This window comes from Micromonospora sp. C28ISP2-4, assembly GCF_030519385.1.
Taxonomy (GTDB): domain Bacteria; phylum Actinomycetota; class Actinomycetes; order Mycobacteriales; family Micromonosporaceae; genus Micromonospora; species Micromonospora tulbaghiae.
In genome coordinates, this window is sequence record NZ_JAUMKG010000008.1 from 37,929 (window position 1) to 50,009 (window position 12,081).

Sequence of the window (12,081 nt, forward strand, 5' to 3'; positions counted from 1 at the left end):
GGCCGTGCCGCCGGGCAGGGTTAGTCGTGCGTGCGGACGAGGTGTGCGAGGGCGGCGCCCATGCCGAGCACCGCGACCGGGAGGCAGGCGACGGCGGTGGTGATCCACCAGGGGGCCGAGGTGACCCCGGCGGCGACGAGCAGGTGGTAGGCGACCTGCCCAAGCGCGCCGACGGCGAGGGAACCGAGGGCGGACCACTTCGCGAAACGCAGCGCCGGGGCAGGCACCCGGCCGGAGAGCCAGACGTAGAGCGCGTACGCGCCGTAGGTCTCGACCCCGATCGGCAGGGTGATCGCGGAGTTGATGGAGAAGGTGTCCCAGATCCCGGGGAGCGGGTGCACGATGCCGAACCCGGTGAGTCCGCCGAGGCCAACCCAGCCAGACCAGATCGCGACGAACGCTGGCAGGGCCAGCAGCACCACCGGCCAGGCCACCGCCCGGCGGGCCGGGGCGGTCGGGGTGGGCGTGTCCGGGTGACTGACCGCGCTGGCCTCGGTCGGCGGCTCGGTGGTCGTGATCTCCGGCGTGGGGGTCGGGTCCGGCGCGGCCGGCGGGACCGGCTCGGGTGCGGCCGGCGTGAGGGCCGGGTCCGTGGTGTCCGGCTCGGCGGTGTCGGCCGGCGGGGTGGCGGGCTCGGCCTTGAGCAGGGCGAGCAGTTCACCGGCCTTGGGTGCACCAATGCGGAACTCCCGCATGAGCCGGTTACGCGACGGGAACGCCTCACCCTCGGGCAGGTCCAGCGCGCGGGCGGCGGGCAACAGGGCCTCGATGGGCTGCGGGTAACGGGCGCCGTTGATCGTGGGGGCGGTCATGCTGCGTCCTCCAACGGGTAGGCGCACGCGAGGCATTCGCCCAGCGAGCGCGGGATGTAGTGGTCGCGGACCTGCTGGCAGGTGGGGCAGGTGCGGCGGGCGGTCAGGGCGGCCCGGACGGCGCGGAGTTGGGCGGGGGTGGCGGTGCGCTTCGGTGCGGCGAGGTCGATCCGGTAGAGGTAGGCGGTGCGGGTGCCGCCGACGCCGCGCCAGAGCACCTGAGCGGCGACCGGCTGACCGCCGGGCCGTAGGCCGGCGGCGCGGAGTTGGCGGCGGGTGGCGTAGCCGGGCGGGGCACCTCGCCACCAGTAGGTGGGGATGCCGTACCGCGCCCCGTCCGGGTCCCAGTAGGCGGCGCGGATGCGGGACATCAGGCCGCGCGGCGCGGGCCAGTGCGGGTGTTCAGGTCGGCGGCGGCGCGGGTGACCCGGGCCTCGGCCCGGCGCAGCCGCCGCCAGTCCAGAGCGGTCGGACCGCCGTGGTCCTCGGCGTAGAGCAGGCTGATTTCAGCGTCGAGCACGTCCAGCTCGGCGGCGATCAGCGGCCATTCGGCCTCGATGGCCGCCAGGTCTTCGGCGGCCGGCTCGGCGGTGACGGGGATGAGGTGCTGTCTCACGGGAGACCTCCGGTGACTCGATGCAGAGCGATGAACGGAGAAGCGACCAATGGCGGTCGCGCACTTGGTGCGATGGGAGGCAGAAGCCGAAGCCGCGCGCCGAGATTCGGCCGCTCGCCCCGCTCGCCCGGGATCTACCGGGGTCGGCCACCGTGTGGCTCAAGGCGGGGTTGCCGCGGACGGATCCACGCGGCGCTTCTGCTGTGAAGTTCTGAATGAACGACCACACGACCGGCCCGTGGGCGTGCAAGCGCATGCGCTGCCTTCCCCGGCTTCCGCTCGGCTTGTCGGTCCTGGCTAGCCAGGTCCAACACCACGAACGTAGGGCGGCTTGGCTAGTCAGGTCAAGAGGGCGCGGCGAGCTTTCCTAACTTGGCTAGTCAGCGCTACCGTGAGCGGGTGAGCGAGAAACTCGACTTCCTCGGTCAGCTAGATCCCGACGACCCCAAGCAGGCTTCGCAGCAGATCGCCAACAAGCTGCGGGCCGCGATCCTCACGCGCCGGCTCGCCCCGGGCGACAAACTGCCCTCACAGCCCGAGCTAGCCGCCCGCTATGGCGTAGCACGGGAGACGGTCAAGCGAGCCTTGGAGCTGCTTCGGGCAGAGCGGCTGATCGTGACCCGGCAGGGCAGTGGCGCGTTCGTCCGAGCACAGACACAGCGAGCCGTTGAGCTGCGCCCGCACATCGAAGCGGCGTTCGACCGGCCCCACGTCACGATCGACTTCGCTGGTTTCTCGGGCGAGACGTTGCGCGACGCGCTCGCGGAAGCGCTCGACAAGGTGCGTGTGGGCCGGCTTGCGCCGGAGACGATCGCGGTGCGCGTTCTGATCTCCGACATGACCGTACCGATGGCGCTGCCGTCGCGGTCCGAGACACAGGCCGACGACCCGGCGGTACGCGAGCGTGCCGAGCGCATCACCCGGCGGGCGGCTGACGGCATCATCGATCAGGTTGCCGAGCTGAGCGACCTCGGCCTCATCAGGTCGGCCACGGCTGAGGTGCGAATGCACCGGGCGTCTCCCCTGTTCAAGCTCTACATTCTGAACGGCGAGGAGGTCTTCTACGGCTTCTATCCGGTCGTTGAGCGGACCGTCTCGATCAAGGGTGAGCCCATGGCGATCTACGACCTGATGGGCAAGGACGTGCCGCTGTTCCACTACGCGGTGACCGACGATGACGCCTCGCACGGCACGCAGTTCGTGGAGGCGTCCCGCCAGTGGTTCGACTCGGTGTGGTCGACCATCGCCTACCGGTACGACGGATGACCGCCGACCTCGGCCGCCTGCTCAGCGAGGTTGGCGCTGTGCTGCTCGACTTCGACGGTCCAGTGTGCAGCATCTTCGCCGGCTACCCGGCGCCGCAGATTGCCGCCGAACTGGTCGACCTGCTGCGGCGACGCGGCGTCAACGTGCCGGCGGACCTCGCCAGCGAATCGGACCCACTTGAGGTGCTGCGCAGGACCGGCGCGGCCGGCAACCACGGCCACACGCGGGCGGTAGAGGATGCGCTTAGTGCGGCAGAACGTCAGGCCGCGGCAAAGGCTGAGCCGACGCCGTTCGGCCGAGAGGTCATCGTGGCAGCGCGGCAGGCGGGGCTGCCCGTGGCGGTAGTCAGCAATAACTCGGCCGAGGCGGTGACTGCCTATTTAGTGGCCCACCGAGTTGCTGGCTACGTGTGCCCGGTGATCGGCAGGGCGTACGCCGAGCCGGCGAGAATGAAGCCGAATCCGGAACCGATCCTGAAAGCTGTTCGCGCCCTCGGTCAGTCGCCGGAACGCTGTGTCTTAATCGGTGATTCCGAGTCGGACATCGAGGGCGCACAGGCGGCGGGGATCAGGGTAATTGGATACGCGAATCGGGGGTACAAGATCGGGTTATTTCGAACCGCCGGGGCGGACGCGGTGATCACCAGCATGAGCACACTTGCAGAAGCCTTGATGAAAAAGAGCGGTGATCCAACCTAGTGACATCTCATAGCGTCATTAGGAAGTCACCTTAAGCGATAGCCTCCCAGGTTGCTGTGTAACTAGTGCCATGGGACCGTCGGTTACATTGCGTCACCGCGACGTGGCGCGAACCCAGAGCTTGCCACGTCTGGCATCATAGAGCGGTGCTGACAGCAGTAGACCTCTTCTCCGGCGCCGGCGGCATCAGTCTTGGCTTGACACGGGCTGGCTACAAGGTCTTGCTGGCATCTGACGTTCATCCTGAGTACAGCACCACCCATGCGTCGAACATGCCAAGCACATTATTCGAGGTGGGAGACATCCGGGACTGGCCCGACAATTGGCTCCTGGACCGCACTGGATTGCTCTCGGGCGAGTTGGACCTTCTCGTTGGTGGACCTCCTTGTCAGGGGTTTTCCATCATCGGTAGTCGCGTGAACCATGACCCACGGAATGACCTATTCAGGGAGATGTTCCGGCTCGCCCGAGCAGCTCGCCCGAAGGCACTCGTAATTGAGAACGTGCCCGGGCTGACTACGCTCGCCAAGGGCGCCTACCTGTCGCACATCTTAGAAGGCTATGCGGAACTCGGCTACGACGTCGACTACGCCGAGCTTCTCGCCGCCCAGTACGGAACGCCACAGATGCGCCGACGGATGGTATTCGTTGGCTTTCGGAAGGATCTAGGCTTGCAGGCCGGGCTCGGCTTCCCAGCGCCGCGCAGAGGCAGAAGAGGAATCGGGGAGCTGCCGGCGAACCTTACCGTGCCTCCTGCCGATGAGGCCGACTTTGTGAACACCCGCGAGGCCCTTGGTGACCTGCCACCTGTAGCTGCCGGAGAATGCGTCAGCACCTATGTAGGACCACCATCCACCGAGTACCAGCGCCAGATGCGGGCAGGGCTCCGTTCGGAGCTGTTCAACCACTATGCAGCTGGCCTCTCGCCAGTCAACCTAGCCCGCCTGCGGGCGCTTGCACCTGGCCAGGACTGGCGGGACCTCCCGAAAGAACTGCTGCCGCCATCCATGCAGCGTGCACTTCGGAAGGATCACACTAGGCGGTACCGCAGGATGACCTGGGAAGGAATCCCTAGGTCGGTCATTACCCGATTCCGCGACCCCAAGACCGGCGAATACACGCACCCCTCCCAGGATCGCACCCTCACCATCCGGGAAGCAGCCCGGCTGCAGGGTTTCCCCGACTCGTTCATTTTCTCGGGAACGAGGACTAGTCAGTATGAGCAAGTAGGAAACGCTGTCCCTGTTCAGCTTGCTCAGGCTATCGGCGAGGAGGTGGCCGCGGCACTGGCACAGACGGCCACGTTTGTTCTACCCAAGTCCGCCAAGCGGTATTTGCGGATACCCGATACTGCCGCCCAGTGCCTTCCTTTTGACCTTCTCGATCAGGTCTCCTCGTAGGAAAGTTGCAGCGACTCCACTAGAGGTCAGTGCTTCCTGGTAGTCGGCTAGCGTCGTTCTAACCACCTCAACCAGACTGAGTGGCAAGCGGCCATCTGGTCCAGCTGGTTGCAGGTAATCAAAGCCGACGAAAGTAATGTCCCAGGCTTCGCCATTGCCGATTGGCGGGAATTTTACTCGGCTGCGAAGCTGCTCCAGGATGACGTTTTGAGTCACAACATAGAGGGGAACCCCGACCTCTCGTAGGTATTCTCCCTTCAGGGCCACCTGCGTACCGAGCCTCTTGTGGACGTTGCTCATATTGATGCCGTAGGCCACCTTGTCATCGCGCCCCCTGGCCTCAGCTTCGTCGGTGAAGTATTTGCGCCACATCTCGGGTCTGCCATCCTCAAAGGCGCGCCAAGCTGGACCGACGCCGCCACCCCTGAGATCGATAGCTTGCGACTCGATGGCAATAAGGTCGACGCCACCGTCTGCGGTCGTCGAGTTGGCGAAGGCCACGTAATCCAAGCTCAGCCTAGGCTCGGACGTGGCCGCCACCTCAGCTACCAAGGTCGCCCCCGTAGTGCCGAAATGGTCACGCACCGCCCACATAATCGGCTCGCCGTCTAATCTGTGATCGCAGACCGCGTAGGTTCGTGCCGTCCCTAGGTCCCACTTCGCCGCATAAGTGACTGAGCAATAACCATACTTATACTGCGCATACTTCTCGCATTGGACGCCAATGAAAGGGCACCACTTGCGAGTCCGAGCGAGTTCGGCTGCGGGGAAGGTGCTGTCGTACGGGTAACCGAATGCTTCGACGATAGGGAAGGTCTGGGCTCGCGGAGGACGTCTCTGGCCGGGAGGCATCGGGACACCCTAGGTCAGCGGTCGCTGCTCCGACGCCCCCCTGGACGATCCACTCCTATCCGACATTAAAGCCAAATGGTCCCCACCGCGGTCATGCCTTGGCTCTAGAGAGGCGCGGTGAGTGACAAATTGCGGTCTCCGCCATCACGTGTCTGCTGTCATACTCTTGGCTGCTGGCGGATTCGAGTGGGGAGCACATGGCTAGAGCGGCGAGCAATGCCCAGACGCTTCTGATGAGGATTTTCGACTCCTGGCGCGAGGAGTATCTTCCAGAGAGTGACGCAGGAACGGCGTTCGAGATTTTTGCGTCAGAGTTGACACTCCGACCCTACGGCCTTGGGCTGGATGAAATTACGTCCGGCGTCGTCGGTGGGGGCCAAGATGGGGCGGTCGACTCCGTCTACGTCTTCTTCGACGACACGCTTTTGGACGAGGATTCCGAGGTTTTGCAGCCCAAGAGCAGAGCAAGCGCGTTTGCCCAAGAACGTTCACTGGAGCTGTGGGTAGTCCAAGCAAAGCGCACGCCAGCTTTCTCCGAGGGTGCACTCGACAAGCTGGAAAACACTCTTCGCCGCGTGCTGGATCTTCGGGCTTCGCTTAAAGAACTAGAGGTGCTTTACAACCCGTCGCTCCTGACACGCTTCGGCTTTTTCAGGGATGCATGGGAGAAGCTGCTAGTTCGCCGGCCGCGACTTAGTGTCAACGTTGTCTACGCAACCCCTGGCGACGCACGGGACGTGACCCCGCAGGTGGAAGGCAAGATTCTTGCCCTGCGCCAGGTGGTGGCGACGCAGGTGCCCGATGCTCGCGTGAGCGTACAACTGCTGGGGGATGCTGAACTACTGGCCCGGTATAACGAACGGCCGTCTTATACCCTGGAGATGCGGTACCAGGAAGCTGCAACGAGCGGAAACTCGCACGTTGCACTAGTGGCTTTGAGCGACTACTTCAATCTCATCGTCGATGAGAACGGGCGGCTCAGGCGCCACCTCTTTGAATACAATGTCCGGGACTATGAGGGGAATGTTTCGGTTAACCAAGATATCCGCAAGTCGCTCAACAACGTTGAGGGACCGGAGTTCTGGTGGCTGAACAACGGTGTGACGATCCTTTGCAGCGAGGCTACTAGCGCAGGTAAGAAGTTCTCGTTGTCAGATATCCAGATTGTCAACGGACTTCAGACTAGCCACGAGATTTTCGGGGCACTTCGTGATGATCCTAGCGCCGTCGGCGCAGGCCGCATGCTTCTGGTGAGAATCATCGTAACGGGTGATGCGGAGGTGCGAGACCAAGTCATTCGTGCAACGAATCGCCAGACGAGCGTTAAAGACTCATCGCTTCGTGCCACGGACGAAGTTCAGCGCAACATTGAGAACTATCTCCTCACGAGAGGGTGGTATTACGATCGCCGTAAAAATTTCTACAAGAACGAAGGGAAAGAGTCCTCGCGCATCGTAAGCATTCCAATGCTGGGTGCGGCGATGACTGCTATGGGCCTTTTTCGTCCCGATATGGCACGGGGTAAGCCTTCGTCGCTCCTCAAGGCGGACGAAGACTACAAGAAGGTTTTCAATACAGCGATCGATCTTCCCATTTATTACTGGGTTGCAAAAATGCAGCGCCGAGTGGATGCCTTCATCGTATCGGAACAGGCTGGCGCATCGATACAGCAGAAGAGCAATCTTAAATTTCACCTCTCGATGTTGGTCGCCGAGCGGCTGCATGGCGGACCGGTCCGCAGTCCGCAGCAGCTCCGTCGCATCGCCAGCGAGGAATTGGATTTGCCTGACGAGGAACTCCAAGCATTGTTCGAAAAGCTGAAGGCATGGGCCAGTCAGTACATGTTGAACGAGCAGGCGATCCTGGAGAGGGCAGCGAAAACCCAGCGCTTCACCGAGTATCTCCTGGAGCGTGCTCGCGGAGAGCGGAGTCCGTGAAGTCGTCTCAGTTGTCGTCTCGGTCGCCGACGTTCATGGTGACGCTAGGGCTGGCGGGCTCGTCACAGGCGGTCCGTCAGCCGTTCAGGTGGTGAGGTGGTGTGGCCGGGCAGTTCGTCGGCGTGGGCGGGCGGGCGGTACCAGTACCGAGAGGGTGTCAAGTGCTCCTGCGCGGGGGTCCATGCGGTCCAGCGGCGTGCTCTTCCTCCGCTGGTCTCGATGGTGCCGTCAGGGAGCCGGCGCCACCGGATTTGGTCGACGATGACGAGATGGGTGTCGGCGCCGTGCGCGTGGTCAACCTCGTTGCTGGTCAGGTCGACCTTGTCCGCCAGTCCTGACGAGCCCTTGACCTCGATGTGCAGCTCCTCGTTTCCGCGCGTTGCCCGGACGTCGTAGCTCTCCCGGTCACCTACATTCTCGACGTCGTATCTCTCGACGACTTGGTAGTGGTCCATGACGGTCTGCACGGCGTGCAGTTCGATCGCCCTTTTGAGTTCCGGGTCGGTCATGTACCCGGATCTTCCGGACCGGCCGCCTCCGGCAGGGCTTTCAACTTCACCGCCGAGAGCTGGCTGACGTGGCGGAGGCGGGGAACGGTCGGGCTCGGCGGTCGCTTTGGACGATGGGCTGCTTGAGAGATCGGCCGCTAGGCGGCCGGCGTCAGAAACGCCGTAGCCGGGAACGGTCAGACGCAGCCGTATCCGCTTGGTGCTGTTGCCGGGGAGACGGGCGTCTGGTGCCTGCCCGATCGTGGTCTGCGCGTTGGTCAGGCGCCGTCGCAAGGAGGGGACGTCGGCAATGTCGGCCAGGCGGACGGGGCCGTGGGTCAGGCTACGACTCGCCTCCGAAAGTAGCTGTGTCCGGCGGGAGTCGACCAACGCTGCTTCGATGACACCGCGGCGAGCCTTGAGCCGCTGCAGGAGGAGTTCAAGCGCTGGCCGGTAATCGGTGTTGCGGGGGGCTCTGCCCGCGGCCCGGCCGCTCATGCTCTCAAGGATGACGGCGAGGAGATTTCCGTCGGGCTCCACGGAGTACTCGGCGTCGAGCACTTGGCCGCTGTCATCAGTCATGCGCACGTCGGTCACTCTGGCAGAAACATGTGACGACGTGTCGGCCCGAGAGTCTGGGCTCTGCCATTGCATGTGCGAAGAGAGTACTATCTACATAGATACTGTTCGTGCGGACGGCGAGGGGATCGCATGAGAGTCACTGTCGATACAGACACTGACAGCTTCGAGCAGGCCGTAGCGACGGTCTACGCCGCCTACGGCAAGGAGTTCGAGTGGAAGGGGGGCGAGGCAACGACGGCGCCCACCCAGAAGGTGCCCCACGGGAGCGGCTCCTCGATCCTGCCCGGCGGATGGACTGAGAAGAAGCTGCGCAAGTGGGCTTCCTATCTGCAGGAAGACGCTCAGCATGTCGTCCGGTATGTCGCTGCCCACGGGCCGGAGGTCAGCTACGACGACGTCCAGGACTTCTTGGGCAAGCTAAGGGGCTTGACTGGTCCAGTAGATGGAAAGGTGCTGGGAGGTGCCATGAGTAGCGGCGGACACGCCCTGAAGTACATCCCGGGCGTGAACTCCCAGCCGATCGACCGCGATCATGCGCGGCGGCTTTACGTGATCGATACGCGGTTCGCGACGGTGCTCGCTGACGAACTCGGCGTGCCTGAGGAGGTATGAGCGACGTCGGAGCGGCTCGGCAGTTGCGGGGATGGGCGGTCTCAACTGCGGTCTCAGTCGCTGCCGTACGTGGTCGTTCACGAACGTCGGGCGGTCGGCCTAACTGCTGGTCAGGTGCGCCGTTGAACCAGTCCGGACGCGTGGTCGCAGACCTCGAAAGCGTGTGAGGGTTTACGCCCTCCGCGGGTTCAAATCCCGCCGCCACCGCTCGTGAACAGCGAGAACGCCCGGTCGATCCGTGAGGATCGGCCGGGCGTTCCGCATCTGGCCGTGTGGTGGAGCTGAGTACTCGACCCCGGCCCGGCCTACGTATCCGGGCTCGTGTATCTCCGGTGATCTGCGGGTTAGTGTCAGCGTCCGCGCAAGGGAGGAATCGCTGTGGTTTTCACGCCTGCACAATCGTCGGCACCCGCCGGACCGGTCACGTCCCGTTCCGATTATTCCTTTCGGCCGTACCTGATCTGGGAGGCGGTGCTGCTGGCGCTGACCGTCGTCGCCGCGGTGGTGTGGTACTCCCAAGACGGGTCGCGGCTGTCGCCGCTGGTGTTCAACATCGCCTCCACCGGCCTGTTGGCGACCGCTTTCGCGCTGTCGCTGCGCACGGCCACGCCCAACCTCGCGGTCGTCGGCGTCGCGGCCCTCGCCGGCCTGACGTACGCGGAGGTGCTCGACGGCGGCGCCCCGGTCTTCGTCGCGGCGGTCGCCGCGATCGCCGCCGCGGCGTTCGTCGGTCTCGGGATGGGCCTGGTCGCCGGGCTGCTGCGGGCGCCCGGGTGGGCGGTGTCGCTGGGCGGGCTGGCGCTGACGCAGGGCATACTGCTCGCCGCCATCGGCAGCGGCGGTCCGCAGCGGCTCGCGAGGGAAGGTTGGATCCGATCCGACGGCGCCGCGGCCGGGTGGCTGGTGCTGTTTCTCCTGCTGTCGATCGGCGGCGCGGTGGTGTGGTCGATCCCGGCGGTGCGGCGGGCGCTGAGCGGCAACCGGGTCGTCGCCGGGGAGCCGCCGTCGTCCCTCGGCGCACGGCTGCTGGGCGCGGTCGTCGGCCTGGGCGGTTCCAGCCTGATCGCGGGCGCGGGCGGAGTCCTGCTGATCGGCGGGATCGGCGCCACGACCCTGTCGGCCGACATCGGCCAGCTGGCGTTCGTGGCCGGCGCCGTCCTGCTCGGCGGCGTGAGCGTGGCCGGCGGGCGGGGCGGCTTCGCGGGCACCGTGCTGGGAGTCGCCCTGCTGAGCCTGGTGCAGATGACCATCCTCCTCGCGGACGGCCCCCGGTGGCTGTCGACGGTCGTCTTCGCGCTGGCGGTCCTCGTCGGCCTGGGCGTCAGCCGGGTGCTGGAGGCCCTGCAACCGGCACTGCCCGCGAGCGTGCCGGGTGCCGAGCCGTCGCGGAAGTACTGACCGCCGTCAGCTCGGCCGGGCGTTCGACAGATGGGTCGAGCCGGATGTCAGCAGGGGCCGTAGCCCTCGTCGAAGAGACGGCGGGCCCAGTCCGCGTACCCGGCGATGATCTCCCGGACGGTGACCCCGTCGTGCAGGAAGAGGTACGCGCGGTCGCCGTCGCGGGCGAGCAGCCCGGCGAAGCGGTGACTGCCCGGCGGCGCCGGCAGGTCGACGGCGCCCGGGTACGCGACGCGGACCTCGCCGACCGGCGTGCCGGCGCTGATGCCCTCGGGTGTGCTCATCGGGTCGTCGAGCCAGAGCAGGACGAGCCGGTCGTCGACGAAGATCGGGCTGACCGAGCCGTGCCCGACCAGCGCGGGCCCGCATGCCTCCTCGTCGGCGCGCAGCAGGCCGCGCCGGGTCAGGTCCGCCTCGGTGTCGCCGAACTCCGCGTTGCGCAGGCCCTCCAGACTGACCACCTGAGCGGCGCCGACCGGACGGGTGGGCCACTGTGGATGAACGCCGCTGCCGGCTGCGGACGCGGCAGCAAGCAGTGCGGCAATAAAGCCGAATTGTCGTAGTTTCATGCAATCCCCCAGTCACCAACGGGACCGGGGCGATGAGGTTGCTGTTGTTGGTCGGATTGGCGTAGTTCCCACTCTTCGGCCAGCTCGTCCCAGTAGTCGGCGGACAGTCCGCGCCGGCCGTGCGCCAGCCAGCCGTCCGTGTCGCGTTCCAGGTGCAGGCCCAGCTCGGCGAACGGGTCGATCCACGCGCCCGGCTCCGCGCCCAGCCGGGCAAGTGCGGTGTTGATCGGCCACTCGGTACGCGGCCGGTCCAGCGCGGCGTCGTACCGCGGGCCCCAGCTCACCTCGCCGCCGAGCCAGACCACAGCCGACTGGTGGCCCAGGCCGCCCGCGAACTCCGCTTCCAGGTACGCCACCGGGCCGCTCCTCGACCACCGGGCCAGCACCTCCGCCAGCGGCGGCGACAGCACCAGCCGGAACGGGCGCTCGGCGCGCGGCTCGTCGGTGGCGTAGTCCGGCAGGCCGCCGGTCAGTTCCTGCACCAGCTGCGGGGTGACAGGCAGTAGCGCGAAGTCCTGGCGGAGCGCGGCGAGCACCGCGTGGTCCAGGTCGGCGGTCTGCTCGCGCAGCAGCTCGACGTCGGCGACCACGGCGCTGAGCTGGTAACTCATCCGGTCCTCTCGGCGTCCACAGGCTGTGGATGGAACATGTGTACGACGGATTGTCGGGCCTGTCGGCGCGCTGGCGAGTGACGCGACAGAAGCCCAACGTACGGGCGCGGCAGCGCCCGCGCATCATCGCGCCCGATACTCGCTCTGCACGGTTGTCGGATCGGGGTGGCAGCGTTCGTAGCCGGGGTGACGGCAGCCCACGACCGGGAAGGAGGAATCGATGGCGCACTACCTGATCTC

At 65.7% G+C, this 12,081-nt stretch carries 13 protein-coding genes; 6 read left to right on the plus strand and 7 right to left on the minus strand.

Annotated features, from left to right (window positions below; all coding sequences use genetic code 11):
• Nucleotides 1-20: 20 nt before the first annotated feature.
• Genes Q3W68_RS26165 through Q3W68_RS26175 form a run of 3 tightly spaced genes read right to left on the minus strand, consistent with a single transcriptional unit; the run spans nt 21 to nt 1,428 of the window.
• Nucleotides 21-812, minus strand: coding sequence for an ABC transporter permease (locus Q3W68_RS26165; protein WP_302907978.1), 792 nt, complete (start codon nt 810-812; stop codon nt 21-23).
• A complete protein-coding gene (locus tag Q3W68_RS26170; protein WP_302907979.1) occupies nt 809-1,183 on the minus strand; it encodes an RRQRL motif-containing zinc-binding protein in 375 nt (124 codons plus the stop codon). The genes Q3W68_RS26165 and Q3W68_RS26170 overlap by 4 nt, the downstream gene beginning before the upstream one ends.
• Nucleotides 1,183-1,428, minus strand: a complete 246-nt coding sequence (locus Q3W68_RS26175; protein WP_302907980.1) for a DUF6284 family protein — start codon at nt 1,426-1,428, stop codon at nt 1,183-1,185. Before Q3W68_RS26175 ends, Q3W68_RS26170 begins: the two co-directional genes overlap by 1 nt.
• A gap of 399 nt (nt 1,429-1,827) precedes the next feature.
• Between Q3W68_RS26175 and Q3W68_RS26180 the strand changes: the two genes are divergently transcribed.
• The 3 genes from Q3W68_RS26180 to Q3W68_RS26190 all read left to right on the plus strand — a co-directional run bounded on the left by Q3W68_RS26180 (nt 1,828) and on the right by Q3W68_RS26190 (nt 4,792).
• A complete protein-coding gene (locus Q3W68_RS26180) occupies nt 1,828-2,694 on the plus strand; it encodes a GntR family transcriptional regulator (RefSeq protein ID WP_302907981.1) in 867 nt (288 codons plus the stop codon).
• Nucleotides 2,691-3,392 (plus strand): HAD family hydrolase, encoded by a 702-nt coding sequence (locus Q3W68_RS26185; protein ID WP_302907982.1) that lies wholly within the window; start codon nt 2,691-2,693, stop codon nt 3,390-3,392. The genes Q3W68_RS26180 and Q3W68_RS26185 overlap by 4 nt, the downstream gene beginning before the upstream one ends.
• A 146-nt stretch (nt 3,393-3,538) precedes the next feature.
• Nucleotides 3,539-4,792: a DNA cytosine methyltransferase gene (locus Q3W68_RS26190; protein WP_302907983.1), complete on the plus strand. Its 1,254-nt coding sequence runs from the start codon at nt 3,539-3,541 to the stop codon at nt 4,790-4,792.
• Here the strand turns inward: Q3W68_RS26190 and Q3W68_RS28370 are convergent.
• Nucleotides 4,703-5,293, minus strand: coding sequence for a hypothetical protein (locus Q3W68_RS28370; RefSeq protein ID WP_368045770.1), 591 nt, complete (start codon nt 5,291-5,293; stop codon nt 4,703-4,705). The two genes, Q3W68_RS26190 and Q3W68_RS28370, sit on opposite strands and share 90 nt — an antisense overlap.
• 584 nt (nt 5,294-5,877) lie before the next feature.
• On the opposite strand from Q3W68_RS28370, the gene Q3W68_RS26200 reads away from it, so the two are divergent.
• On the plus strand, nt 5,878-7,581 hold the full coding sequence (locus Q3W68_RS26200) for an AIPR family protein (RefSeq protein WP_302907985.1): 1,704 nt from the start codon (nt 5,878-5,880) through the stop codon (nt 7,579-7,581).
• Nucleotides 7,582-7,643: 62 nt separating this feature from the next.
• Here the strand turns inward: Q3W68_RS26200 and Q3W68_RS26205 are convergent, their stop codons facing one another.
• Complete coding sequence (locus Q3W68_RS26205) at nt 7,644-8,666, minus strand: DUF3883 domain-containing protein (protein WP_302907986.1); 1,023 nt, start codon at nt 8,664-8,666, stop codon at nt 7,644-7,646.
• Between the two features lie 114 nt (nt 8,667-8,780).
• Between Q3W68_RS26205 and Q3W68_RS26210 the strand changes: the two genes are divergently transcribed.
• Together Q3W68_RS26210 and Q3W68_RS26215 are read left to right on the plus strand one after the other, a co-directional pair.
• Nucleotides 8,781-9,263, plus strand: a complete 483-nt coding sequence (locus Q3W68_RS26210; RefSeq protein WP_302907987.1) for a hypothetical protein — start codon at nt 8,781-8,783, stop codon at nt 9,261-9,263.
• Nucleotides 9,264-9,734: 471 nt separating this feature from the next.
• Nucleotides 9,735-10,661, plus strand: coding sequence for a hypothetical protein (locus Q3W68_RS26215; RefSeq protein ID WP_302907988.1), 927 nt, complete (start codon nt 9,735-9,737; stop codon nt 10,659-10,661).
• A gap of 47 nt (nt 10,662-10,708) precedes the next feature.
• Here the strand turns inward: Q3W68_RS26215 and Q3W68_RS26220 are convergent, their stop codons facing one another.
• Together Q3W68_RS26220 and Q3W68_RS26225 are read right to left on the minus strand one after the other, a co-directional pair.
• Nucleotides 10,709-11,230, minus strand: a complete 522-nt coding sequence (locus Q3W68_RS26220) for a hypothetical protein (protein WP_302907989.1) — start codon at nt 11,228-11,230, stop codon at nt 10,709-10,711.
• A complete protein-coding gene (locus Q3W68_RS26225; RefSeq protein WP_302907990.1) occupies nt 11,227-11,841 on the minus strand; it encodes a hypothetical protein in 615 nt (204 codons plus the stop codon). The genes Q3W68_RS26220 and Q3W68_RS26225 overlap by 4 nt, the downstream gene beginning before the upstream one ends.
• Between the last annotated feature and the right edge of the window lie 240 nt (nt 11,842-12,081).